This is a genomic window from Mesorhizobium sp. WSM4847 (genome assembly GCF_055811335.1).
Genome location: NZ_JBVVPY010000003.1, coordinates 346,669 through 370,117 on the forward strand (window position 1 = coordinate 346,669; position 23,449 = coordinate 370,117).

The following is a 23,449-nucleotide window of genomic DNA, read 5'->3' on the forward strand; positions in this document are numbered from 1 at the left end:
ATCCGTGTTGACAGTCCGTTTCCTAATAAATATACGACTGATATATCAGATGGAGCGACCGCTATGTGGACCGGAGTTTTCCCCGCCGTCACGACCAAATTCACTGAGGACGACAGCCTCGACCACGCCGAGATGGAGCGCTGCTTTGCGCTGCAGATGGAGGCTGGCTGCGACGGCATCATCGTCTGCGGCTCGCTCGGCGAGGGGCCGATGCTCTCGCATGACGAGAAGATCGACGTGCTGAAGACCGCGCAGAAGATCGCCGGCAACAAGCCGGTTCTGCTGACTGTCAACGAAGCCGGCACCCGCGAGGCGGTGGCGATCGCGCGCCGCGCCGCCAGAGAGGGCGCAAACGGGCTGATGGTGGTGCCGAGCCCGATCTACCACACCAATGCGGAGGAGACGGTCGCCGCGCTGCGCGCCGTCGCCGAGGCCGGCGACCTGCCGGTGATGATTTATTCCAACCGGCTTGCCTATCGCGTCGACGTCACCGTCGATCAGATGGAGGAACTGGCGAAGGACAAGCGCTTCGTCGCCATCAAGGAATCCTCCGACGACATCCGCCGTTCGACCGAAATCATCAACCGCTTCGGCGACCGCTACGATTTGTTCACCGGCGTCGACAATCTGGCGTTCGAGGCGCTGTCGGTCGGCGCCATCGGCTGGGTGGCGGGGCTGGTCACCGCGTTCCCGCGCGAGACGGTCGCGATCTACCAATTGATGAAGCAGGGCCGCCGCGAGGAGGCGCTGACAATCTACCGCTGGTTCCGGCCGCTGCTCGACCTCGACGTGTCGACCTATCTGGTGCAGAACATCAAGCTCGCCGAAGTCCTGGCGATCAACACCAACGACCGCGTGCGCATGCCGCGCCAGCCGCTGTCGGGCGAGCGCCGCAAGATGGTCGAGAAGATCGTCCGGGATGCGCTGGCGGCGCGGCCGGAGCTGCCGAGGTTTTGAGGCAGGCTCTCTTCTCCCCGTTTACGGGGAGAAGATGGCGGCAGCCAGATGAGGGGCAGCGCCCACGTGCAAGGAATTTCCAAGTCGGCAAAAGCGGGGCGCCGCCCCTCATCCGCCCTTCGGGCACCTTCTCCCCGTGAACGGGGAGAAGGTGAGGACATCGCCATTATCGGCGCCGGCATCATCGGCATCTGTGTCGCCGCCTATCTGGCCGAGGCGGGGCGAAACGTCACGATCTTCGATCGGACGGGGATCTGCGAGGAAACGAGTTCCGGCAATGCCGCCGCCCTGGCCTTTTCCGATGTGCTGCCGCTGGCCCACAAGGGCATGATCAGGCACTTGCCGAAATGGCTTGCCGATCCGCTCGGCCCGCTCAGCATCCCGCCGGCCTATCTGCCGAAGCTGCTGCCCTGGCTTATCCGCTTCTGGCGCGCCGGACGAAGCGACCGCTACGCGGGCAGCCTCGCGGCGCAGGCCGGGATGATGCGGCTCGCCGAGGCCGAATGGGCCGGGCTGATGGCGCGCTCGGGCACCGGAAATATGCTGCGCGAGGACGGCTCGCTCGAACTTTACGAGAGCGAGGCCGAGTTCAAGGCGTCGCTGCCCGGCTGGGCGGCGAGGCAACGGTTCGGCATCGGCTTCAGCCATGTCGAGGGCGATGCGCTCGCCGCCTTGCAGCCGGGCCTGTCGCCGCGTTTCGTCAAGGGCACTTTCGTGCCGGGATGGAAGACCGTTACGGATCCGAAATTATTGGGCAAAGCGATCTGGGCCTATGCCGAGACCAAGGGCGCGCGTTTCGAAAAGGCTCGGATCGACCACGTCGGGGCGGGACAGGACGGCGCGACATTGACGCTGGCCGACGGCACGGTACGGCAGGCAAAACGCCTCGTCATCGCCGCCGGCGCCTGGTCGCATCTCCTGGCGAAACATATCGGCGACCGCATCCCGCTCGAAACCGAGCGCGGCTACAACACGACGCTGCCGAAGACCGCATTCGACGTGAAGCGGCAACTTATTTTCTCCGGCCACGGCTTCGTCGTCACGCCGCTTAAAACCGGCGTGCGCGTCGGCGGCGCGGTCGAGCTCGGCGGCATCGAGCGGCCGCCCAACTACGCCCGCTCGAAAGCGCTGCTCGACAAGGCGCAGAAATTCCTGCCGGGGCTTGACCCGGCCGGCGGCCGCGAATGGATGGGATTGCGGCCGTCGCTGCCGGATTCGCTGCCGGTGATCGGTGGCGCCAGGCAGGCCGGCACGATAGTCTATGCCTTCGGCCACGGCCATCTCGGCCTCACCCAGGCGGCTGCCACCGGACGCCTGGTTCGCGATCTCATTCTCGGCCAAAATCCGGTGTTTGATCTGTCTCCGTTTTCTCCGAACCGCTTCTGACGGGATCTAGAAATGGCGCGCCACTCCTTCTTCTGCATCGACGGTCACACTTGCGGCAATCCGGTGCGGCTGGTCGCCGGCGGCGGACCGCTGCTCAACGGCGCGACGATGATGGAGCGGCGCGCGCATTTCCTGGCCGAGTATGACTGGATCCGCACCGGGCTGATGTTCGAACCGCGCGGCCATGATTTGATGTCCGGCTCGATCCTATATCCGCCGACGCGGCCCGATTGCGACATCGCCATCCTGTTCATCGAAACCTCGGGTTGCCTGCCAATGTGCGGTCACGGCACCATTGGCACGGTGACGATGGCAATCGAGCACGGGCTGGTCAAGCCGAAGACACCGGGCTTGCTCAGGCTGGACACGCCGGCCGGCCTGGTCACCGCCGAGTACAGGCAGGTCGGCGACTATGTCGAGGAGGTGCGCATCACCAACGTGCCGTCCTTCCTCCATGCCGAGGGTCTGACTGTCGAATGCCCGCAGCTCGGCGAGATCAGCGTCGATGTCGCCTATGGCGGCAATTTCTACGCCATCGTCGAGCCGCAGAAGACCTATCGCGACATGGCCGACCACTCTGCCGGCGACCTCATCGCCTGGAGCCCGGTGGTGCGGCAGCGGCTCAACGAAAAATACGCCTTCGTGCATCCCGAGAATCCCGGCATCGAACGGCTGTCGCACATACTGTGGACGGGCGCGCCGACCGACAGCCAGGCTGATGGACGCAACGCCGTCTTCTACGGCGACAAGGCGATCGACCGCTCGCCTTGCGGCACCGGCACCTCGGCGCGGATGGCGCAGCTTCACGCCAAGGGCAAGCTTGGGACCGGCGACGAATTCGTCCACGAATCGATCATCGGTTCGCTGTTCAAGGGCAGGGTCGAGAAGGAAGTCACGGTGGCGGGCAAGCCGGCGATCATACCCTCGATCGGCGGCTGGGCGCGCATGACCGGATTGAACACGATCTTCATCGACGATCGCGATCCGTTCGCGCACGGATTCGTCGTCAAATAGAGAGAGAATCCTGACGCAGGGGAATCGAACAGAATGCAAGGATCGATTGCCCAGACGGCGCAACGATCCCGCTCATCAACTTATTTTTACGGCGATTCCTTCGAAGCATCGTGCATTTTGACGACGAATCGCCAAAGACATTGCGTTAGGCCAATGATAGGGTCGGCGATAGTCCAGAGGCCGGGAAGGGAAGAACGGGCAATCCGATTGCGTGCTTCAAAATCACGCATGCCGATTAAAGAATGACGTTGCAATCCGGGCTCGAAACTTTACGACTAGGGGAAATACGAAAAGGAATGCGTCTGCATGGGCGACATTCCAGGGGAGCCACGACAGCATGCAGTATTTTGTCCAGCAGCTTATCAATGGGCTGACGCTGGGATCGATCTATGGACTGATCGCGATCGGCTACACGATGGTCTACGGTATCATCGGCATGATCAATTTCGCCCATGGCGACATCTTCATGGTCGGCGCCTTCGCCGCCCTCATCGTTTTCCTCATCCTCGGCGCGATGTTCTATTCGGTGCCGGTGGTGATCGCGCTGCTGGTCATGATGATCGTCGCGATGCTGCTGACCAGCCTGTACAACTGGACGATCGAAAAGGTCGCCTACCGGCCGTTGCGCGGGTCGTTCCGGCTGGCGCCGCTGATCACCGCGATCGGCATGTCGATCGCGCTGTCGAACTTCGTCCAGGTGACGCAAGGGCCGCGCAACAAGCCGATCCCGCCGATGGTGTCCAAGGTCTATAATATCGAGGGCGTCAGCGTGTCGCTGAAGCAAATCGTCATCGTCATCGTCACCGCGCTGCTGCTGGCGCTGTTCTGGTACCTGGTCAACAAGACCTCGCTGGGTCGAGCCCAAAGGGCGTGCGAGCAGGACCGCAAGATGGCGGCGTTGCTCGGCATCGACGTCGACCGCACCATCTCGATCACCTTCGTCATGGGTGCCGCCCTTGCAGCCGTCGCCGGCACGCTGTTCCTGATGTATTATGGCGTCATCGCCTTCTCCGACGGTTTCACGCCCGGCGTGAAGGCGTTCACCGCGGCCGTGCTCGGCGGCATCGGCTCGTTGCCCGGCGCCGTGCTCGGCGGGCTTATGATCGGCTTCATCGAAAGCATGTGGTCGGCTTATTTCTCGATCGACTACAAGGACGTCGCGGCCTTCTCCATCCTGGCGATCGTGCTGATCTTCCTGCCTTCCGGCATTCTCGGCCGGCCAGAAGTCGAAAAGGTCTGAGTTCATGGCGGTCACCACGTCTCCGGAGCGCGACATCGTCGCCACTCCCATGCAGCGCGCTACCCGCGAAGCGCTTTATGCCGGCGCCATCGCGCTCGGCCTGTTCGTGCTGTTCATCGGCCTGAGGACCGATCAGAACATCTCCAACGAGCTGATCCTTGTACAGCGCTGGTGGCTTCTTGCAGTCGTGGTCGTGCTGACCATGGCCGGCCGTTTTCTCTATGTCGCCTACGGACAGCCTTTCCTGGCAAATCAGAAGATCGTCGACGTCGCCACCGGCCTGCTGCCGCAGAGCATGGCGGCGCGGTTCTTCCGCCTGCCGTATTTCATCGCTGCCATCGTCACAGTGGCCGTGCTGGTTTTCCTTGCCGGCTCCCTTGACGGATTGCTGGGGCCCGGCCTGGCCGGTTATGCACGGTTCCTGAGAGCGCTGGCGACCATCTACGCCCTCGCCTCGGTGATGTTTTATTTCCGAACCTTCATTCATGCCCATTTCTCGGCGTTGGGCATAACCGCACTGGCGCTCTACCCGATCATCGTTGTGCTGGTGCTTGCTGTGTATGGAGGATCGGTGGCCGCCGGGTTCCAGGGTTCTCTGAAATGGGTCGACAATTACGGCATTCAGATCCTGATCTATGTCATGCTGGCCTGGGGGCTGAACATCGTCGTTGGCCTCGCCGGCCTGCTCGACCTTGGTTATGTCGCCTTCTATGCAGTCGGCGCCTATGCCTATGCGCTGCTCGGCACGCAATACGGCCTGTCGTTCTGGATCCTGCTGCCTGCCGCCGGCGCCATGGCCGCCTTCTGGGGGGTGCTGCTCGGCTTTCCGGTGCTGCGCCTGCGCGGCGACTACCTGGCGATCGTGACGCTGGCCTTCGGCGAGATCATTCGTCTCGTGCTGATCAATTGGCGTGAGGTTACCAACGGCTCGGCCGGTATCTCCGGCATTCCCAAGGTCACGTTTTTCGGACTGATGTCGTTCAACGTCTCGGATCCGAACTATATCGCCAAGGTCTTGGACATCGCCACGTCGAGCGCCTATTACAAGATCTTCCTCTACTACCTGATCCTCGGGCTCTGCCTGCTCACCGCCTTCGTCACCATAAGGCTCAGGCGCATGCCCGTCGGCCGCGCCTGGGAAGCGCTGCGCGAGGACGAGATCGCTTGCCGCTCGCTCGGCATCAACACCACCACCACCAAGCTCACCGCCTTTGCCACCGGCGCCATGTTCGGCGGCTTCGCCGGCTCGTTCTTCGCCGCGCGGCAAGGTTTCGTCAGCCCCGAATCCTTCATCTTCCTGGAATCGGCTATCATCCTCGCCATCGTCGTGCTCGGCGGCATGGGTTCGCTGGTCGGCATCGCCGTCGCCGCCATGGTGATGATCGGTGGCACCGAGGTGCTGCGCGAGCTCGATTTCCTGAAACAGGTCTTCGGTCCCGACTTCACGCCGGAACTCTACCGCATGCTGCTGTTCGGCATGGCCATGGTCATCGTCATGCTGTGGAAGCCGCGCGGCTTCGTCGGCAGTCGTGAACCGACAGCCTTTCTCAAGGAGAGCAGGGCTGTATCCGGCTCCTTCACCAAGGAGGGCCACGGCTGATGAGCGATGCGAACCCATCCGTGAACGATGCCATCCTGCAGGTCGAACATCTGTCGATGAAGTTCGGCGGTCTGGTCGCCATCGGCGACCTGTCCTTCCAGGCCAGGCGCGGCGAGATCACCGCGCTGATCGGGCCGAACGGCGCCGGCAAGACAACCGTGTTCAACTGCATCACCGGCTTCTACAAGCCGTCTGAGGGCATGCTCACGCTCAACCGGCGCGACGGCTTGAGCTATCTGCTCGAACGGCTGCCGAACCATGAGATTCCGGCGCGAGCCAAGGTGGCGCGCACCTTCCAGAACATCCGCCTGTTTTCCGGCATGACGCTGCTGGAGAACCTGCTGGTGGCGCAGCACAACAAGCTGATGAAGGCGTCCGGCTACACTGTCCTCGGCCTGTTTGGCTTCAGCGGCTACCGGACGGCGTCGGCCGAGTCGATCGATCTCGCCAGGCACTGGCTGGAAAAGGCCGACCTCGTCGATCGAGCCGACGATCCGGCCGGCGACTTGCCCTACGGCGCGCAGCGGCGCCTGGAGATCGCGCGGGCGATGTGCACGGGTCCGGAACTGCTCTGCCTTGACGAACCGGCGGCAGGGCTCAATCCGAAGGAATCAATGGCGCTCAACGCGCTCCTTATGGACATCAAGGACAACACCGGCACCTCGATCCTGCTGATCGAGCACGACATGGCGGTGGTCATGCAGATTTCCGACCATGTCGTGGTGCTCGAATACGGGCGCAAGATCTCGGACGGCAGTCCGCATGCGGTGCGCACCGACCCGCGTGTCATCGCCGCCTATCTCGGCGTTGAAGACGAGGACGTCGAGACGGTGCTGATCGAGGTCGGCGACGAAGACGTCATCGAGCAACTCGACACCGGCCCGGATTCGACGCACGGTCCGGGCTCGTCGTCCTCGTATTTCGCCGGACCGGTGACCGACACGGTCGGACACAGTGAGGGCGAACGCGTCACGGTGTCGAAGGGCGCGTCGAAAGCCGGGCAGGTCGATGCAAGGTCGGGCGCGGCGGCAAGGCCCGCATCGCCGGCCGAAGCCGACGCGAAATCCTCCGCGGCAAAGCCGGACGCCAAGGCTCCGGCAAAGCCCAAGACACCGGGCGACTCCAACCGGGGCGGAGGGAATGAATGATGGCCGGCACAACGCTGCTCGACATCAAGGGCGTCCAGACCTATTACGGCAACATCAGGGCGCTGAACGGCGTCGATGTCACCGTCAAGCAGGGCGAGATCGTGGCGCTGATCGGCGCCAATGGCGCCGGAAAGTCGACGCTGATGATGACCATTTTTGGTGCACCACGGGCGCGGGCGGGCACTATCACCTTCGCCGGCACCGACATCACCCAGTTGCCGACCCATGAGATCGCGCGCATGCGCATCGCCCAGTCGCCGGAGGGCCGGCGCATCTTTCCGCGCATGACGGTGATGGAAAACCTGCAGATGGGCGCCAGCCTCGACGACCTCAAGCACTACGACGAGGACGTCGAGAAGGTATTCACGCTGTTTCCACGCCTGAAGGAACGCATTGCCCAGCGCGGCGGCACGCTGTCGGGCGGCGAGCAGCAGATGCTTTCGATCGGACGTGCGCTGATGGCGCGGCCGAAACTGCTCTTGCTCGACGAGCCGTCGCTGGGCCTGGCGCCGCTGATCGTCAAGCAGATCTTCGACGCCATCCGCGAGTTGAACCGCACGCAGGGGCTGACCGTGTTCCTGGTCGAGCAGAACGCCTTCGGCGCGCTGAAGCTCGCCACGCGCGGCTATGTCATGGTCAACGGGAACGTGACGATGAGCGGCACCGGCAAGGAGCTGCTCGCCGATCCGGACGTGCGCGCCGCCTATCTCGAAGGCGGCCATCACTGAGTTCAGGAGTCTTCATCATGCAGGGCATTCTCTATGAGGAACCCTCGGTCTGGCAGTTCTTCTTCGTCACCTGCCTGCTTGGCGGCTGGGCGGCGTGGATGACGGGCAAGGCCTGCGCCCAGACATGGCGCAGCGTCGTCCAATTGTTCGCCTATTTGCTCGGCCTCGGTATAGCCGTAAGGTTCATCCATCATGCGCTGTTCGGCGGCACGATGTTCTCGCTGCACTACTACATCGTCGACACCATCGTCCTGATGATATTGGGCTTCATCGGCTATCAATACACGCGCACGAACCAGATGGTGACACAGTATAGCTGGCTCTACGAAAGAGCATCGCTTTTGAGTTGGAAACCAAAAGGTTGACGTTCATCATTAACGCCGTTTCGGGGATGAATCGGCGTGACAAGTGCCTGAAAATCGGCAAAGTACGCTTTCTGCGAGTAAAGGTGGGCATCGCATGAAAGCATCATCCACGCCCACTCTGTAAATGGGAGCGTTTTACATGAGAAAATCACTTTTGTCCGCCGTCGCCCTGACCGCGCTCGTCGCGTTCAGCGGAAGCGCGTGGGCTGACGTCCTGATCGGAGTTGCCGGTCCGATCACCGGCCCGAATGCCGCCTTCGGCGCGCAGCTGCAGAAGGGCGCCGAACAGGCTGTCGCCGACATCAATGCGGCCGGCGGCATCAACGGCGAGCAGGTCAAGCTCACGGTCGGCGACGACGTCTCCGATCCGAAGCAGGGGATTTCGGTCGCCAACAAGTTCGTCGGCGACGGCGTCAAGTTCGTGGTCGGCCACTTCAACTCGGGCGTTTCGATCCCGGCATCGGAAGTCTACGCGGAGAACGGCATCCTCGAGATCACGCCGGCCGCGACCAACCCGCAGTTCACCGAGCGCGGCCTGTGGAACACGTTCCGTACCTGCGGACGCGACGACCAGCAGGGCAGCATCGCCGGCGCCTATCTCGCGGAGAACTTCAAGGATGCCAAGATCGCGGTCGTCCACGACAAGACGACCTATGGTCAGGGCCTTGCCGACGAGACCAAGAAGGCGATGAACGCTGCCGGCGTGACGGAAGTCATGTATGAAGGCGTAAATATCGGCGACAAGGACTTCTCGGCGTTGATCGCCAAGATGAAACAAGCCGGCGTTTCCATCATCTATTGGGGTGGTCTGCACACCGAAGCCGGACTGATCATCCGCCAGGTGGCTGACCAGGGCCTCGAGGCCACGCTGGTTTCCGGCGACGGCATCGTGTCGAACGAACTGGCCTCAATCGCCGGTGACGCGGTTGCGGGCACGCTGAACACGTTCGGCCCGGATCCGCGTCTGATCCCGGCGAACAAGGAACTGGTCGAGAAGTTCCGCGCGCAGGGCTTCGAGCCGGAGGCCTACACGCTTTATTCCTACGCCGCCATGCAGGCGATCGTGGGAGCCGCCACAGCCGCCAAGTCGAACGATCCGATGGAAGTTGCCAAGGCTCTCAAGGCCAACGGCCCGTTCAAGACCGTGCTGGGCGATCTTTCCTACGACGAGAAGGGCGATCCGACGCTGCCTGGCTACGTCATGTACGAATGGAAGAAGGGCGACGACGGCAAATACACCTACGTCCAGAAGATGTAAGCCTGTCGACGACGACGACAATTCCGGAATGCCCGGCGCCTCGCGCCGGGCATTTTTCGTGTGTGCCGTTTTACCTTTCGTCGGAGCACCCTTTGCGCATTCGAGGGAACGCGCGGCGCTCTACCCAATGAGTGGATTTAAATCGGTTTAATCGTCGTCGCCCGATTTTGTTTGCGCTGCAGCATTTTCGCGTTAATCATGGCGCAGTCCCCCTTCCGTCAGCGTCCGGAGCCTTGTCCTTGGCAATCACGAAGATCCTTGTCGCCAACCGGTCCGAAATCGCCATCCGCGTCTTCCGCGCGGCCAACGAACTCGGCCTCAAAACCGTGGCGATCTGGGCCGAGGAGGACAAGTACTCGCTGCACCGCTTCAAGGCGGATGAAAGCTATCAGGTCGGGCGCGGGCCGCATCTGACCAGGGATATGGGGCCGATCGAAAGCTATCTGTCGATAGAGGAAGTGATCCGCGTCGCCAGGCTTTCCGGCGCCGATGCCATCCATCCGGGCTATGGGCTGTTGTCGGAAAGCCCTGAATTCGCCGAAGCCTGTGTCAAGGCCGGCATTATTTTCATTGGACCCAAGCCGGATACGATGCGCAGGCTCGGCAACAAGGTCGCCGCACGCAACCTGGCGATCGAGGTCGGCGTGCCGGTAATTCCCGCCACCCATCCCTTGCCGGACGACATCGAGACGGTGAAGGCGCTCGCCAGGACGATCGGCTACCCGGTGATGCTGAAGGCGTCGTGGGGCGGCGGCGGCCGCGGCATGCGCGCCATCCGCTCGGAAGCCGATCTCGCCCGCGAGGTGACGGAGGGCAAGCGCGAAGCGAAAGCTGCCTTCGGCAAGGACGAGGTCTATCTCGAAAAGCTGATCGAGCGCGCCCGCCATGTCGAGGTGCAGGTGCTGGGCGACACACACGGCAACGCCGTGCACCTGTTCGAGCGCGATTGCTCGATCCAGCGCCGCAACCAGAAGGTGGTCGAGCGCGCGCCGGCGCCCTATCTCGAAATGTCGCAGCGCGAAGAGCTTTGCGGCTACGCGCTCAAGATCGCGCGCGAGACGAGCTATATCGGCGCCGGCACGGTCGAGTTCCTGCAAGATGCCGACACCGGCACATTCTACTTCATCGAAGTCAATCCGCGCATTCAGGTCGAGCACACCGTCACCGAGCAGGTGACCGGCATCGACATCGTCAAGGCGCAGATTCATATCCTCGATGGTTTTGCCATCGGCACGGCGGAATCGGGCGTGCCGGCGCAGAAGGATATCAGGCTCAACGGCCACGCGCTGCAGTGCCGCATCACCACGGAAGATCCCGAGCATAATTTCATCCCCGACTATGGCCGCATCACCGCCTATCGCGGCGCCACCGGTTTCGGCATCCGCCTCGATGGCGGAACCGCTTATTCGGGCGCGGTCATAACCCGCTTTTACGATCCGCTGCTGGAGAAGGTGACGGCCTGGGCGCCGACGCCGGCCGAGACCATCGCCCGCATGAACCGGGCGCTACGCGAGTTCCGTATTCGCGGGGTGGCGACCAACCTCACCTTCCTCGAGGCGATCATCAATCACCCGAGTTTCGCCGAAAATTCCTATACGACCAAGTTCATAGATACGACACCGGAACTGTTCGCGAGCGTGAAGCGGCAGGATCGCGCGACCAAGCTGCTCAACTACCTGGCCGATGTCAGCGTCAACGGTCATCCCGAAACCCGCGGCCGGCCGCAGCCGAAGGCCGATGCGGCGGCGCCCATGGTGCCCTATCTCAACGGCAATGTGCCCGATGGCAGCAAGCAGAAGCTCGACGCGCTTGGGCCGGAGAAATTCGCGGCCTGGATGCGCGCATGCAAAGAAGTGCTGGTCACCGACACGACGATGCGCGACGGACACCAATCCCTGCTGGCGACGCGCGTGCGCACCTATGACATCGCCGGCATTGCCGGCACCTATGCGCGCGCACTGCCGCAGCTTTTGTCGCTCGAATGCTGGGGCGGGGCGACCTTCGACGTCGCCATGCGCTTCCTCACCGAAGACCCGTGGGAGCGGCTGGCGCTGGTGCGCGAGGCAGCGCCCAATCTGTTATTGCAGATGCTTTTGCGCGGCGCCAACGGCGTCGGCTACACCAATTATCCGGACAATGTCGTCCAGCATTTCGTCAAACAGGCAGCAAGCGGCGGCGTCGACCTGTTCCGCGTCTTCGACTGTTTGAACTGGGTCGACAACATGCGCGTCGCCATGGACGCGGTCGGCGCCGAAGGCAAGCTGATCGAAGCAGCGATCTGCTACACCGGCGACATACTCGACCCGGCCCGAGCCAAGTACGACCTCAAATACTACGTCGCGCTGGCCAGGGAGTTGCAGACGGCCGGCGCCCATATCGTCGCGGTCAAGGACATGGCCGGGCTCTTGAAGCCGAATGCCGCCCGCGCACTGTTCAAGGCGCTGCGCGAGGCGACCGACCTACCGATCCACTTTCACACGCACGACACGTCAGGCCTGTCGGCGGCGACGGTGCTGGCGGCGGTGGACAGCGGTGTCGACGCCATCGACGCCGCGATGGATGCCCTGTCCGGCAACACCTCGCAGCCTTGCCTGGGCTCGATCGTCGAGGCGCTGAAGGGCACCGAGCGGGATCCGGGCCTCGACCCGCAATGGATCAGGAACATCTCGTTCTACTGGGAGGCGGTGCGCAACCAGTATGCTGCCTTCGAAAGCGACCTGAAGGGGCCGGCCTCGGAAGTCTACCTGCACGAAATGCCGGGTGGGCAGTTCACCAATCTCAAGGAGCAGGCGCGCTCGCTCGGGCTGGAGACGCGCTGGCACGAAGTGGCGCAGACCTATCACGACGTCAATCTGATGTTCGGTGACATCGTCAAGGTGACGCCGTCGTCCAAGGTCGTCGGCGACATGGCGCTGATGATGGTGAGCCAGGACCTGACGGTTGCCGATGTCGAAAATCCGGCCAGGGATATCGCCTTCCCCGACTCGGTCGTGTCGATGCTGCGCGGCGACCTCGGCCAGTCGCCCGGCGGCTGGCCGGAGGCACTGCAGAAGAAGGTGCTGAAAGGCGACAAACCGATCACCGTGCGGCCCGGTTCGCTGCTGAAAGCAGCCAATCTCAAGGCCAGCCGCAAGGAGATCGAAGACAAGCTCGAGCGCAAGCTCAGCGAATTCGAATTCGCCTCGTGGCTGATGTACCCGAAGGTCTTCTCCGACTTTACCGCAGCGCAGGAAACCTATGGGCCGGTCAGCGTGCTGCCGACGCCGACCTATTTCTACGGCATGAAGCCGGAGGACGAGATCTTTGTCGACATCGAGAAGGGCAAGACGCTGGTGGTGCGCTGCCTGGCCATCGGCGATGTCGACGAGAAGGGCATGGTCACCGTGTTCTTCGAGCTCAACGGCCAGCCGCGCCGGGTCAAAGTGCCGGATCGGGCGCACGGCGCTTCCGCCGCCAAGGCGCGGCGCAAGGCCGAGCCCGGCAACGAGGCGCATGTTGGCGCACCGATGCCGGGCGTCGTCTCGGCGCTCGCCGTTGCCGCCGGCCAAGCGGTCAAGGCCGGCGACGTGCTTTTGTCGATCGAGGCGATGAAGATGGAGACGGCATTGCATGCCGAGCGTGATGGGGTTGTCGCCGAAGTGCTGGTCAAGACCGGCGATCAGATCGACGCCAAGGATCTGCTGATCGCATTCGGATGAGACAGAAATGTTGCCCAGGCAGAGTTGTCTGCGTCTGGCGGCAGCCCTTCATGCCGCATCGATAACAGCTTGACCGGTCGGCTCCGGTCGGGCATCGAACCGCTGCAAATTCGCCGCGACGGTTCGTGAGTCGCGGCATGGAAAACGACGCGGAGAGAAAATGGCCGACGACATCACCGAGACCAGCCAGACTGTTGCCGCCGGCCAGCTGCGAGCCTTCATCGAGCGCATCGAGCGGCTCGAGGAAGAGAAGAAGACGATCGCCGACGACATCAAGGAAGTGTTCGCCGAGGCCAAGGGCACCGGCTTCGACACCAAGGCGATGCGGTCGATCATCCGGCTGCGCAAGAAGGACCAGGCTGAGCGGCAAGAGGAGGAAACCATCCTCGACCTCTACAAAGCCGCACTCGGCATGGTGTAAGGCTGGTAACAGCCCTGGGCGCCGGTTGCGCCCGCAACGGGTCGAACCATGAGCGAATTCGACTTTGGCGGCCGCCGCGCCTCTGAGTTCCGCCAACGCGGCTTCTGGACGCTGTTCGCGGAACGGCATCCGGAAGAAAGGCCTCTGATGGCGCGGCGCGGACCCTGGTTCTGGCAGCGCGGGCTGCCCGACTTCGCATTGGTCCTTTCCATGTATGTCGCGCCGGCGCAGAACCATGTCGGCGTCTTCTTCGGCCGCAACGAGAAGTTCGGCGCCACGCAAGCCTGGTCGCGGTTGAAGCCGTTCCAGCCGGCGATCGAAGACAGGTTGAAGCTCAGGCCGGAACAGAGCTGCGAGGGCCTCGGCATCAATTCGCTGTGGCGCGTGAACTGTTTTGCCGAGGACAATTGGCCGGCCATGGCCGACTGGCTGGTGACGGAAGCATCGCGTTTCGAGCGGGCCGTTGCCGAGGTGCTGGGCGGGGGTGGCGAAGCCGGACCGTGAATTCGCGTCGCAGTGGCTTGAGTTAGGTCGGCTTCGCCGTGTCGCGGCCAATCCGATCGAGATGCTGTTGCAGCGCCAGATGGTCGAGCGCATCCACCCGCAGATTGGTGAACAGCGAGATGCGGTTGTTGAGCATGCGATAGGCATCGGCAAAGGCAAGATGCAGTTCGGCTTCGGTGCCGTCTGCCTTGGCTGGGTCCGGTATCGACCAGAGCGCGGTCATCGGATGACCCGGCCAGATCGGACAGGATTCATTCGCGGTGCTGTCGCAAAGCGTGAAGATGAAATTCATTTCCGGCGCGTCGGGCTCGGCAAACTCGTCCCAGCCTTTCGAACGGGCGAAGCTCGTATCGTAGCCGAGGCTTTCGAGCAGCTGCAGTGCGTAGGGATTGACCTCGCCCTTCGGTTGCGAACCGGCGGAAAACGCCTTGAACCTGCCGCCACCGATCCGGCTGAGGATGGCTTCCGCCATGATCGATCGCGCCGAATTGGCGTTGCAAAGAAACAGCACGTTGTAGACATTATCGCTCATCTCAAGACCTCCCTTGGCAGGCGACTGGATGATGGGGGCGGCAGAGTCCGGCAAGGTGTCTTTGCCGAGACGCCGACAAGGGCGACGTAGAAAGGTTTCACGACCGTTTGATGACAATTTGTCAAATCATACGCTTGCGTGCCGATGATCGATTTGCGTTGACAGGCTTGCTGCTTTGGAAGTCTCTGCGGCTGTCGAATGAGGGAAAGCCGCATCGATGAGTGCGCCAGAGACTTTCGAAGGCGAAGACGGCAAGGCAGGCCGTGCGGCGGGTTTCTTCCGCTCGCGCTGGCAAGGCACGGCGCCGCTAGACCGGCTGTTCTGGCGCGATCTTGTCCTTGTCGGCACGGCGATCAACATCGCCGTGTCGGTGCTGGCGTTGATCCTGCTCGGGCTGAAGCTGCCGCTCGCTCTCGTTCTGGCGGTGCATTTCGCGCCGGTGCCGTACAATTTCTTCCTGACTTTTGCGGTGTGGCGGACCGCTGAGAAATCCGGCGGCGTCAAGGCTTCGCTGATGACGCTGGGGGCTGTGCTGTGGCTGATACTGGTGGTGGTGATCTGACGGACAGTGCTGCCGGCAACGGCCGGCGGAAGCCGTCCTTTGACAACGTCTGGATTCCAGTCAAGCAGCCGGCTCGAATTTCAGCGCGACGCCGTTGATGCAATAGCGCAGGCCAGTCGGCGGCGGGCCGTCCTCGAAGACGTGGCCGAGATGGCTGCCGCAGCGGGCGCAGTGGCATTCAGTGCGGACCATGCCGTAGCTGCGGTCGACGGTCGTCTCGACCGAACCGGGCACCGGATCGTTGAAGCTTGGCCAACCGGTGCCGCTCTCGAACTTCAGCTTGGATTCGAACAAGGGCTGGTCGCAGCCGACGCAGGAAAAAGTGCCGGCGCGCTTCTCGTGGAGCAGCGCGCAACTGCCCGGCCGCTCGGTGCCGTGATTGCGCATCACCGCGAATTGCTCCGGCGTCAGCCGGGCGCGCCATTCGGCATCTGTTCGGGTAACAGGGTAGGTGTGACTATCCATCTTTGCCTCTTAGCTCATGCTGCTATTGGGCTGCTTTCCCAAGTTCGCCTAAAATAGGCATTTGTTACGGCGTTTGCCCGTGTTTCCAATCCTGCCGCGAAGAATTCCTCAGGCGATCGCTGCCAGATACCGCGCAACAGATCTTGCAAATGCCGTCTTTGCATCGCCGATGACGTTCTGGTTCCACCATGCGCCATAGATATGGTCGAACGCGAAAGGCTCCAGTGCCGACGCGATGTGGAGTACCTTCGGCGCATTGAGCGGGATGTAGTTCGGGTAGCTGTACATGAAGCTGACATGGCGGCGGGTTGGCGTCACCTGCAAGATGTCACCGGCCAGGATGGCGTCGTCGCCGTCGCGCTTCCAGTGCAGCACCTGGCCACCGGCAAAGTGACCGCCGCAACGGATAAGTGCCAGCGAGGGGTTGAGGGCGCGCGTCTCGCCCTGCCAACTGACAACAGCCGGATGCGGCCGCATGATCCACTTGCGGTCATCGGCATGCAGATAGATCGGCACGCCGCCAAACGCCTCGCTCCACTCGACCATCGCCGAATAATAATGGCAGTGCGAAATGGCGATCGCGGCCAGACCGCCTCGTCGGTTGATTTCGGCCACCGCCTCGTCGCTGACCATCGAGATGCAGTCCCACAGCACATTGCCGTGCGGCGTCTGTGCCAGCAGCGCCCGCTGACCGATGGCGAAGCGCGGCTCGATGCCGAAGGCGAGCACGCCGGCGTCGTCCTTCATCACGATCCGATGCCCGGCGGCGAGCTCTTGCGGCGTGATCCAGGCCTGGCCCTCCCAGCGCACATATTGCCGCTCGTCCTCGCAGATCGGGCAATGTTGCGGCGGCGTCGCTGCCGCCGCGAACTGGACGCCACATTGCAGGCAGAGGAAACAGGTCGGCCGTCCTGTTTTGCGTGGATCCATTCAGTGCTTCCTTGAAAGCTGTTTCGTCGCGGCCTCGAGCCCGGCGAGCGTCAGCGGAAACATGCGGCCGCCAAAGATGTCGCGGATCATGGCGATCGAATGGGTAAAACCCCAGTGCTTTTCGCTTTCGGGGTTGAGCCATACCGCGTTCGGCCATTGCTGCAGCAGACGGCCGAGCCAGACGACGCCGGCCTCCGGATTCCAGTGCTCGACCGAGCCGCCGGGATGCTGGATCTCATAGAGGCTCATCGAGGCATCGCCGACGACGATCACCTTGTAGTCCGGACCGTATTTGTGGAGCAGGTCGAAAGTCGGAATCACCTCCGCATGGCGGCGGCGATTGTCCTTCCACACGCCCTCGTAGAGGCAGTTGTGGAAGTAAAAATATTCGAGCTGGCGGAATTCGGCGCGAGCGGCCGAAAACAGCTCCTCGACGCTTCTGATGTGATCGTCCATCGAGCCGCCGACATCGAAGAACATCAGCAGCTTCACAGCATTGCGCCGCTCGGGCCGCGTCTGTACGTCGAGATAGCCATGCTCGGCCGTGGCGTGGATGGTGCCGGGCAGGTCGAACTCTTCCTCGGCGCCTTCGCGCACCCAGCGACGCAAGCGCTTCAGCGCGATCTTGATGTTGCGGGTGCCGAGCTCGACGGCATCGTCGAAATTCCTGAATTCACGCTTGTCCCAGACTTTCACCGCACGGCGGTTGCGGCTCTCATGCTGGCCGATGCGAACGCCCTCGGGATTGTAGCCATAGACGCCGAAGGGTGAGGTGCCGCCGGTGCCGATCCATTTCGACCCGCCCTGATGGCGGCCCTTCTGTTCCTCCAGCCGCTTTTTCAGCGTTTCCATCAGCTTTTCGAAACCGCCCAGAGCCTCGACCAGCTTTTTCTCCTCATCGGTCAGGTGCTTTTCGGCAAGCCGCCGCAGCCATTCCTCCGGAATGTTCTCGACGTCGACCGGGTTTTCGCCAGCCAGCGCTTCGACACCCCTAAAGATGTGCGAAAAGACCTGGTCAAAACGGTCGATGTGGCGCTCGTCCTTCACCAGTGCCGAGCGGGCGAGATAGTAAAAACCCTCGACGTCATAGTCGACCAGCCCCGCCTCCAGCCCTTCCAGCAGCGACAGATATTCCCGGAGCGAGACGGGAACCCGCGCAGCCTTCAGTTCGAGGAAGAAGGGGATGAACATCGTCCGACTTCTATCTGTGCCCTTCGATCTTCTCGCGAGCGGCGCTGGCGATGAAGGCGGAACGCGTGAGGCCGCGCCGGCTCGCTTCGGCATCGATTGCCGCCAAGAGACCTGCGTCGAGCGACAGATTCGCTCGGACAGGCCGTCCGGAATCGATCAGCACGGGGATCATCACGGCAGATTCGCCGGCGGCGCTATCAATTTCGCCCAGTCGGAGCAGATTTGCCACCGTGCGCGCGTCGGGCAAGGGCAAGTGCTTCGCCCTTCGTGCCTCAGCCCATTCGCGAACGGCGGAGGTCGCGTCGGCTATCGCCTCCTCGGAACTTGCGCCACCGCCGTGACATCCGGGAAGATCGGGGACCCGCACTCCCCAGACATCATCTGCGCCGTCAAGAATTCCGACATAGTGCGTCATCATTCCTCCTTAAATCCATCCGGCAAGCCGGGCGATCGACCGTTCATCACATCAGATCATATTCGATGAAGCCGGTCCTGCGCGCCACGTGGTCGTAGAGCTTGCGCGCGGTGGTGTTGGTCTCGTGCGTCATCCAGTAGACGTTCTTGACGCCGATCTTGCCGGCTTCCTGCTTGACTGCTTCGATCAGGGCGGCGCCGACGCCTTTGCCGCGCACGTCCGGGTCGGCGAACAGGTCCTGCAGATAGCAGTTGTTTTTTTCGGACCAGCAGGAGCGATGGTAGAGATAGTGCGTCAGGCCGACCGCCTTACCGCCGAGCGTGGCGATGAACCCTTTTGGTTCGAACTCACCCGCCGTGAACAGCCGCTTCCAGGTGACGGCGTAGACGTCTTCCGGCAGCTCGGTTTTGTAGAAGGTGAGGTAGGCAGTCCACAGACGCTGCCAGTCGGCGTGGTCGGATTGTGCCAGTGGGCGGACGGTGATCTCGGTCATTTCATTTCCTTCTGAAGCTTCGGGCCCAGGCTGCCCCGGTGCCCGGACGGCGGCAACGGTCCAGCAACGGGAAAGCGCTGTCCGCCGCATGCCCGGCCCTCCGCTATGGCTTCGGGCGTTCGTCGCTCGAAAAGCCAAATCGTCGGCTTTTCGTCGGCCTTTGGCTGGCCGCTCCTCACCCCTGCCTTCTCGCCATGAAGGCTAGCCGCTCGAACAGATGCACGTCCTGTTCGTTCTTCAACAGCGCGCCGTGCAGCTTGGGCAGTGCGTTTTTCGGGTCGGTGCGCAAATCCTCGGGCGCGATATCGTCGGTCACGAGCAGGCGGATCCAGTCCAGTGCCTCGGAGGTCGATGGCTTCTTCTTCAGGCCCGGCACGTCGCGGATCTCGTAGAACTGGGTGAGTGCGGCGCGCACCAGGTTCTGCTTGATGCCGGGATAGTGCACGTCGACGATCCGATGCAGCGTCTCGACGTCGGGAAAGCCGATATAGTGGAAGAAGCAGCGGCGCAGGAAGGCGTCCGGCAGTTCCTTCTCGTTGTTGGAGGTGATGATGACGATCGGGCGCACGGCAGCGCGGACCGTTTCCCCGGTCTCGTAGACGAAGAACTCCATTCGATCGAGTTCCTGCAGCAAATCGTTGGGGAATTCGATGTCGGCCTTGTCGATCTCATCGATCAGAAGCACGACCTTCTTGGCCGTCGCGAAGGCATCCCACAGCTTGCCACGCTTGATATAATTGCTGATGTCGTTGAAGCGCTCGTCGCCGAGTTGGCTGTCGCGCAGCCGCGACACGGCGTCATACTCGTAGAGGCCCTGCTGCGCCCTTGTCGTCGACTTGACATGCCATTCGATCAGCTCGAGGCCGAGCGCGGCCGCCACTTGCCTGGCCAGTTCGGTCTTGCCCGTGCCGGGCTCGCCCTTGACCAGCAATGGCCGCTCCAGCGCGATCGCCGCATTGACCGCCACCATCAGATCCTTGTCGGCGACATAGGCCGCCGTGCCTTCGAAACGCATTTTTGCTCCTCGGTTTTCATGGCAACCGTAAGGAGACAGCCCAGTCCATGCAAGGCGCAGCGGCGAGGGCGCGGTAAACCCATGTGCCGCGCAGCTCCCAGGCAGGACCTTGCGACGAATAAAGCCGCAGAACATGGCCGTCTCTCTGGCGCTTGGCCTGCCATCGGCCTATATTGGGCGTGACGGTCTGCGCTTCCCGGCAGGAGAACATTTTCCCCGGGGCCTTAATGATCCCTAGGGAGCTGTCCCTGGGAAGACCCGTGGGTTTTCTCATACGGCGCCCACCTACTTTGTAGGTTCCCGGGATCGCTCTCTCCACCGGTTGTGTGGATCGTCACTCGACGCAAAGGATCCACGCCTCGGTGGATCATGCGGTGGAAAACGTCGCTCCTAAAACTCCATCCAAATCTGACCTTTTCTATCGTCGGCGCATGACATCCTCGAAAGACCTTAAAAAACATTTGCGACGCGAAGCACTCGGGCGCCGCGATGCGCTCGATCCGTTCTGGCGGGTGGAGGCAGCGCTCGAAATGGCAGAGACGGCGCGGGACAGCATTGCGATAGAACCGGGCCAGATCGTCTCCGGCTTCTGGCCGATGCGCTCGGAAGTCGACGTCCGGCCGCTGATGTTCGCCTTGCGCGAAAAAGGTGCACGGCTTTGCCTGCCGGCGATTCTCGACAAGACCACCATCGTCTTTCGCGAACTGGTGCGCGGCGCGCCGATGATCGACATGGGGTTCGGCACCGTCGGGCCGCATGAGGAGGCCGAGGTGCTCGATCCCCAGGTGATGCTGGTGCCGCTCGCGGCTTTCGACGCGCGCGGCCACCGCATTGGCTATGGCGCCGGCTATTACGACCGTGCCATCGCGCGGCTGGTCGACAAGGGGCAGCCGCCGCGGCTGATCGGCATTGCTTTCGACTGCCAGCAGGTGGCGCTGGTGCCGGACGAGCCGCATGACGTGACCATTCCGGAAATACTCACCGAGAGCGGGTTGCGCCGGTTCGCGCCGAAATTGTAGATAAGTTCCTGGACGCATGGTCTTTTCCGGAAGTCATGCAGCTTTTTGCTTCGCTGACCTTCGGTTCGGGATCGTGTTTAGATGAGACTTCTCTTCCTCGGCGATATGGTCGGCAAGACGGGACGCACGGCGGTGTGGGAACAACTGCCCGGCCTGATCTCGGATTTCAAACTCGACTTCGTCATCGTCAATGGCGAGAACGCCGCCGGCGGCTTCGGCATTACCGAAGAGATCTTTCGCGAGACGATCTCGGCGGGCGCCGACGTCGTCACAACCGGCAATCATGTCTGGGACCAGCGCGATGCGCTGGCTTTCGCGCCGCGCGAGGAACGCTTTCTGCGTCCGTCCAATTTCCCCAAGGGCACGCCGGGGCGGGGCTCGGGCGTCTACATCGCCAGGAACGGCGCGCGCGTTCTGGTCGCCAACATCATGGGCCGGGTGTTCATGCATCCTGAACTCGACGATCCGTTTCAGGCCGGCGAGCGCGAGCTTGCCGCCTGCCCGCTTGGCGAACAGGCCGATGCGGTGGTCATCGATTTCCATGCCGAGGCGACCTCTGAAAAAATGTGCTTTGCGCACTTCGTCGACGGCCGCGCCAGCCTGGTTGTCGGCACTCACACGCATCAGCCGACCGGCGACCACCATATCCTCAACGGCGGCACCGGCTATATCTCAGACGCCGGCATGTGCGGCGACTATGATTCTTCGCTCGGCATGGACAAGGAGGAGCCGCTCAACCGCTTTCTGTCGAAGGTGCCGAAAGGGCGCTTCGAGGCGGCGAGCGGCCCGGCGACATTGTGCGGCGTCGGCGTCGACATTTCGGATCGCAGCGGCCTGACCGAGCGGATTGCGCCGTTTCGCCGCGGGCCGCGGCTCGAAGAAACCGCGCCCTCGTTCTGGTCATGACATTGATGTAAGCGATTGTAGTACCTAATTGCCGGCCACGCCTGCTTCAGATCGTAAGAGGGGACGACCTCCATGCAGCTCATCGAATTCCTGGCGCCACATTTCGCCTTTGTCTCCGATCCGACTGCATGGGTCGCGTTGCTGACGCTGATCGTGCTGGAGGTCGTGCTCGGCATCGACAATCTGATCTTCATCTCGATCCTGACCAACAAATTGCCGGAGGCGCAGAGGGCCCGCGCCCGGCGAATTGGTATTTCGGCGGCGCTGATCATGCGGCTGGTGCTGCTTGCCACCATCTCGATCATCGTCCAGTTGACGGCGCCGGTATTCACCGCGTTCGGCCACGGGTTTTCCTGGCGCGATCTGATCCTGATCGCCGGCGGCCTGTTCCTCGTCTGGAAGGCGACCAAGGAGATCCACCACACGGTCGATCTCGAGGATCACCAGGACACGATGATGGGTGAGACGCTGCAGCTTTCGCTGGCCGGCGCCATCTTCCAGATCCTGCTGCTCGACCTCGTCTTTTCGATCGATTCGATCATCACCGCGGTCGGCATGACTGACGAGATCGCCATCATGTACATCGCCGTGATCGTCGCGGTCAGCGTGATGATGCTGGCGGCCGGACCGCTCGCCAACTTCATCGCCAAGAACCCCAGCATCGTCATGCTGGCGCTGAGCTTCCTGCTGATGATCGGCATGACGCTGATCGCCGACGGCATGGGCTTCCATGTGCCGAAGGGCTACATCTACGCCGCAATGGGTTTTTCCGCCCTTGTCGAGGGCCTCAACATGCTGGCGCGACGTCGGAGGAAGGCAAAGGCCGGCGCGGGGCACTGAGGTTGGCGGGGCGAAGCGACGGCGCGAAGGCCTGAGCTCTGCCTCACTTGTCGCGGCCATGCAGAACCTTTGAGACGTCGGAGGGACAGCACCCCCTCTGTCCTGCCGGACATCTCCCCCTCAAGGAGGGAGATTGGCAGCTTTAGCGCTCTGCTCGTCCTGCAGCGTTGGAGATTGTCGAAAGCCTCAGCGACATCCGATCTTCCCCCTTGCGGGGGAGATGTCCGGCAGGACAGAGGGGGTGGGAAGGATCGCTGCAGAACGGCTTTTTGCACCCAGTGACTTAAGCGGTCGGCGTGCCCTTCGGATGACGATCGCCGATCAGGCCAAGCGTCAAGCCTTGCTCCAGCCAGGCCTTGGCGCCGGCGAGCACCAGCGCGAAGCCATCGGTCGAGCCGATCGCCTGCTTGACCTGTTCATCGGGGCTGCCGGCAAAACCGAAATTGCGAACCTCGACAAAGGTGCCGCCCGGCATCTCGGTAAAAGTCCAGACCACCGTGGTCGGCGGATCGCTCCATTGCAGGACGATCTTTTCGTTGCTGGCGAACTCGCTGACCGTGACCGGCGTCGAAACGCCATACATCCGCCATTCCCAGCGAACCTCGTTGCCGCTGTCGAGCCTGTCGCTGCCGTGGGTGAACCAGAATTTCGTCGTGATCGCCGGATCGACGATGGCCTCGAATACTTCTGCGACCGGCCGCCGGATCAGCATGCCGGCTTCGGCGGTCGGTATCTCACGGAAGTCCATTTCGTCCTCCTTCC

Annotated in this window: 22 protein-coding genes, 1 other RNA gene and 2 pseudogenes; 17 read left to right on the forward strand and 8 right to left on the reverse strand. The window is 62.5% G+C overall.

The genetic code is table 11. The features are described 5' to 3' along the window. The first annotated feature begins 63 nt into the window (after positions 1-63). The 12 genes and pseudogenes from AC0L28_RS06215 to AC0L28_RS06270 all read left to right on the forward strand — a co-directional run bounded on the left by AC0L28_RS06215 (position 64) and on the right by AC0L28_RS06270 (position 14,319). Positions 64-957 carry a dihydrodipicolinate synthase family protein gene (locus AC0L28_RS06215; protein ID WP_027152859.1) on the forward strand — a complete coding sequence of 298 codons (894 nt, stop codon included), beginning with the start codon at positions 64-66 and terminating at the stop codon, positions 955-957. Between the two features lie 48 nt (positions 958-1,005). Continuing rightward, entirely contained in the window at positions 1,006-2,343 is a 1,338-nt protein-coding gene (locus tag AC0L28_RS06220) for an NAD(P)/FAD-dependent oxidoreductase (RefSeq protein ID WP_473476224.1), read from the forward strand. Positions 2,344-2,355: 12 nt separating this feature from the next. Further along, positions 2,356-3,357, forward strand: a complete 1,002-nt coding sequence (locus AC0L28_RS06225) for a 4-hydroxyproline epimerase (protein WP_473476225.1) — start codon at positions 2,356-2,358, stop codon at positions 3,355-3,357. Positions 3,358-3,694: 337 nt separating this feature from the next. Further along, entirely contained in the window at positions 3,695-4,597 is a 903-nt protein-coding gene (locus AC0L28_RS06230) for a branched-chain amino acid ABC transporter permease (RefSeq protein ID WP_023800038.1), read from the forward strand. Positions 4,598-4,703: 106 nt separating this feature from the next. Beyond that, positions 4,704-6,197 (forward strand): annotated as a pseudogene (livM, locus tag AC0L28_RS06235) (high-affinity branched-chain amino acid ABC transporter permease LivM); the annotation flags it as partial. Beyond that, a pseudogene (locus AC0L28_RS06240) lies at positions 6,197-7,327 on the forward strand (ABC transporter ATP-binding protein); the annotation flags it as partial. The pseudogenes livM and AC0L28_RS06240, both read left to right, overlap by 1 nt. A 17-nt stretch (positions 7,328-7,344) precedes the next feature. Continuing rightward, a complete protein-coding gene (locus tag AC0L28_RS06245) occupies positions 7,345-8,073 on the forward strand; it encodes an ABC transporter ATP-binding protein (RefSeq protein ID WP_027152864.1) in 729 nt (242 codons plus the stop codon). Between the two features lie 17 nt (positions 8,074-8,090). Next, complete coding sequence (locus AC0L28_RS06250; protein WP_027152865.1) at positions 8,091-8,438, forward strand: DUF6867 family protein; 348 nt, start codon at positions 8,091-8,093, stop codon at positions 8,436-8,438. A 139-nt stretch (positions 8,439-8,577) separates the two neighbouring features. Continuing rightward, on the forward strand, positions 8,578-9,696 hold the full coding sequence (locus tag AC0L28_RS06255) for a branched-chain amino acid ABC transporter substrate-binding protein (protein WP_023800033.1): 1,119 nt from the start codon (positions 8,578-8,580) through the stop codon (positions 9,694-9,696). 239 nt (positions 9,697-9,935) lie between these two features. Then, positions 9,936-13,394, forward strand: coding sequence for a pyruvate carboxylase (gene pyc, locus AC0L28_RS06260; RefSeq protein WP_473476228.1), 3,459 nt, complete (start codon positions 9,936-9,938; stop codon positions 13,392-13,394). A gap of 160 nt (positions 13,395-13,554) precedes the next feature. Further along, positions 13,555-13,815: a DUF2312 domain-containing protein gene (locus tag AC0L28_RS06265; RefSeq protein WP_023800031.1), complete on the forward strand. Its 261-nt coding sequence runs from the start codon at positions 13,555-13,557 to the stop codon at positions 13,813-13,815. A 48-nt stretch (positions 13,816-13,863) separates the two neighbouring features. After that, positions 13,864-14,319: a hypothetical protein gene (locus AC0L28_RS06270; RefSeq protein WP_027152867.1), complete on the forward strand. Its 456-nt coding sequence runs from the start codon at positions 13,864-13,866 to the stop codon at positions 14,317-14,319. A gap of 22 nt (positions 14,320-14,341) precedes the next feature. Here the strand turns inward: AC0L28_RS06270 and AC0L28_RS06275 are convergent, their stop codons facing one another. Then, positions 14,342-14,851, reverse strand: coding sequence for an arsenate reductase ArsC (locus AC0L28_RS06275; protein WP_473476231.1), 510 nt, complete (start codon positions 14,849-14,851; stop codon positions 14,342-14,344). 217 nt (positions 14,852-15,068) lie between these two features. Here AC0L28_RS06275 and AC0L28_RS06280 point away from each other — a divergent pair, with 217 nt between their 5' ends. After that, complete coding sequence (locus tag AC0L28_RS06280; RefSeq protein ID WP_287050848.1) at positions 15,069-15,413, forward strand: hypothetical protein; 345 nt, start codon at positions 15,069-15,071, stop codon at positions 15,411-15,413. A 60-nt stretch (positions 15,414-15,473) separates the two neighbouring features. On the opposite strand, the gene msrB is transcribed toward AC0L28_RS06280, so the two are convergent. The 6 genes from msrB to AC0L28_RS06310 form a co-directional block, all read right to left on the reverse strand. Continuing rightward, positions 15,474-15,878 carry a peptide-methionine (R)-S-oxide reductase MsrB gene (gene msrB / locus AC0L28_RS06285; RefSeq protein ID WP_473476233.1) on the reverse strand — a complete coding sequence of 135 codons (405 nt, stop codon included), beginning with the start codon at positions 15,876-15,878 and terminating at the stop codon, positions 15,474-15,476. 108 nt (positions 15,879-15,986) lie between these two features. Next, positions 15,987-16,808, reverse strand: coding sequence for an MBL fold metallo-hydrolase (locus tag AC0L28_RS06290; RefSeq protein WP_473476236.1), 822 nt, complete (start codon positions 16,806-16,808; stop codon positions 15,987-15,989). Further along, entirely contained in the window at positions 16,809-17,999 is a 1,191-nt protein-coding gene (locus tag AC0L28_RS06295) for a vWA domain-containing protein (protein ID WP_473476240.1), read from the reverse strand. Between the two features lie 10 nt (positions 18,000-18,009). Then, on the reverse strand, positions 18,010-18,414 hold the full coding sequence (locus AC0L28_RS06300) for a type II toxin-antitoxin system HicB family antitoxin (RefSeq protein WP_473476243.1): 405 nt from the start codon (positions 18,412-18,414) through the stop codon (positions 18,010-18,012). A gap of 46 nt (positions 18,415-18,460) precedes the next feature. Then, complete coding sequence (locus AC0L28_RS06305; protein ID WP_023800023.1) at positions 18,461-18,907, reverse strand: GNAT family N-acetyltransferase; 447 nt, start codon at positions 18,905-18,907, stop codon at positions 18,461-18,463. A 175-nt stretch (positions 18,908-19,082) separates the two neighbouring features. Then, positions 19,083-19,922, reverse strand: a complete 840-nt coding sequence (locus tag AC0L28_RS06310) for an AAA family ATPase (RefSeq protein ID WP_473476246.1) — start codon at positions 19,920-19,922, stop codon at positions 19,083-19,085. 181 nt (positions 19,923-20,103) lie between these two features. Between AC0L28_RS06310 and ssrS the strand changes: the two genes are divergently transcribed. The 4 genes from ssrS to AC0L28_RS06330 all read left to right on the forward strand — a co-directional run bounded on the left by ssrS (position 20,104) and on the right by AC0L28_RS06330 (position 22,687). Next, positions 20,104-20,259: non-coding RNA, 6S RNA (gene ssrS / locus AC0L28_RS06315), on the forward strand. 94 nt (positions 20,260-20,353) lie between these two features. After that, positions 20,354-20,941, forward strand: coding sequence for a 5-formyltetrahydrofolate cyclo-ligase (locus AC0L28_RS06320; RefSeq protein WP_128173567.1), 588 nt, complete (start codon positions 20,354-20,356; stop codon positions 20,939-20,941). Between the two features lie 81 nt (positions 20,942-21,022). Further along, on the forward strand, positions 21,023-21,847 hold the full coding sequence (locus AC0L28_RS06325; protein ID WP_023800020.1) for a TIGR00282 family metallophosphoesterase: 825 nt from the start codon (positions 21,023-21,025) through the stop codon (positions 21,845-21,847). A 72-nt stretch (positions 21,848-21,919) separates the two neighbouring features. Then, positions 21,920-22,687, forward strand: a complete 768-nt coding sequence (locus AC0L28_RS06330; RefSeq protein ID WP_031255296.1) for a TerC family protein — start codon at positions 21,920-21,922, stop codon at positions 22,685-22,687. Between the two features lie 283 nt (positions 22,688-22,970). Here AC0L28_RS06330 and AC0L28_RS06335 read toward each other — a convergent pair whose 3' ends face one another. Then, complete coding sequence (locus AC0L28_RS06335; RefSeq protein ID WP_473476249.1) at positions 22,971-23,435, reverse strand: SRPBCC family protein; 465 nt, start codon at positions 23,433-23,435, stop codon at positions 22,971-22,973. Positions 23,436-23,449: the final 14 nt, after the last annotated feature.

What these genes read in the sequence shown, in the direction of transcription:
- AC0L28_RS06305 (WP_023800023.1), bottom strand. Translation starts at nt 18,907, where the DNA reads ATGACCGAGATCACCGTCCGCCCACTGGCACAATCCGACCACGCCGAC.
- AC0L28_RS06300 (WP_473476243.1), bottom strand. Translation starts at nt 18,414, where the DNA reads ATGACGCACTATGTCGGAATTCTTGACGGCGCAGATGATGTCTGGGGA.
- AC0L28_RS06295 (WP_473476240.1), bottom strand. Translation starts at nt 17,999, where the DNA reads ATGTTCATCCCCTTCTTCCTCGAACTGAAGGCTGCGCGGGTTCCCGTC.
- AC0L28_RS06330 (WP_031255296.1), top strand. Translation starts at nt 21,920, where the DNA reads ATGCAGCTCATCGAATTCCTGGCGCCACATTTCGCCTTTGTCTCCGAT.
- AC0L28_RS06230 (WP_023800038.1), top strand. Translation starts at nt 3,695, where the DNA reads ATGCAGTATTTTGTCCAGCAGCTTATCAATGGGCTGACGCTGGGATCG.
- AC0L28_RS06250 (WP_027152865.1), top strand. Translation starts at nt 8,091, where the DNA reads ATGCAGGGCATTCTCTATGAGGAACCCTCGGTCTGGCAGTTCTTCTTC.
- AC0L28_RS06270 (WP_027152867.1), top strand. Translation starts at nt 13,864, where the DNA reads ATGAGCGAATTCGACTTTGGCGGCCGCCGCGCCTCTGAGTTCCGCCAA.
- AC0L28_RS06220 (WP_473476224.1), top strand. Translation starts at nt 1,006, where the DNA reads ATGAGGGGCAGCGCCCACGTGCAAGGAATTTCCAAGTCGGCAAAAGCG.
- msrB (WP_473476233.1), bottom strand. Translation starts at nt 15,878, where the DNA reads ATGGATAGTCACACCTACCCTGTTACCCGAACAGATGCCGAATGGCGC.
- AC0L28_RS06215 (WP_027152859.1), top strand. Translation starts at nt 64, where the DNA reads ATGTGGACCGGAGTTTTCCCCGCCGTCACGACCAAATTCACTGAGGAC.
- AC0L28_RS06265 (WP_023800031.1), top strand. Translation starts at nt 13,555, where the DNA reads ATGGCCGACGACATCACCGAGACCAGCCAGACTGTTGCCGCCGGCCAG.
- AC0L28_RS06245 (WP_027152864.1), top strand. Translation starts at nt 7,345, where the DNA reads ATGGCCGGCACAACGCTGCTCGACATCAAGGGCGTCCAGACCTATTAC.
- AC0L28_RS06290 (WP_473476236.1), bottom strand. Translation starts at nt 16,808, where the DNA reads ATGGATCCACGCAAAACAGGACGGCCGACCTGTTTCCTCTGCCTGCAA.
- AC0L28_RS06280 (WP_287050848.1), top strand. Translation starts at nt 15,069, where the DNA reads ATGAGTGCGCCAGAGACTTTCGAAGGCGAAGACGGCAAGGCAGGCCGT.
- AC0L28_RS06275 (WP_473476231.1), bottom strand. Translation starts at nt 14,851, where the DNA reads ATGAGCGATAATGTCTACAACGTGCTGTTTCTTTGCAACGCCAATTCG.
- AC0L28_RS06225 (WP_473476225.1), top strand. Translation starts at nt 2,356, where the DNA reads ATGGCGCGCCACTCCTTCTTCTGCATCGACGGTCACACTTGCGGCAAT.
- AC0L28_RS06335 (WP_473476249.1), bottom strand. Translation starts at nt 23,435, where the DNA reads ATGGACTTCCGTGAGATACCGACCGCCGAAGCCGGCATGCTGATCCGG.
- AC0L28_RS06310 (WP_473476246.1), bottom strand. Translation starts at nt 19,922, where the DNA reads ATGCGTTTCGAAGGCACGGCGGCCTATGTCGCCGACAAGGATCTGATG.
- AC0L28_RS06325 (WP_023800020.1), top strand. Translation starts at nt 21,023, where the DNA reads ATGAGACTTCTCTTCCTCGGCGATATGGTCGGCAAGACGGGACGCACG.
- AC0L28_RS06255 (WP_023800033.1), top strand. Translation starts at nt 8,578, where the DNA reads ATGAGAAAATCACTTTTGTCCGCCGTCGCCCTGACCGCGCTCGTCGCG.
- AC0L28_RS06320 (WP_128173567.1), top strand. Translation starts at nt 20,354, where the DNA reads ATGACATCCTCGAAAGACCTTAAAAAACATTTGCGACGCGAAGCACTC.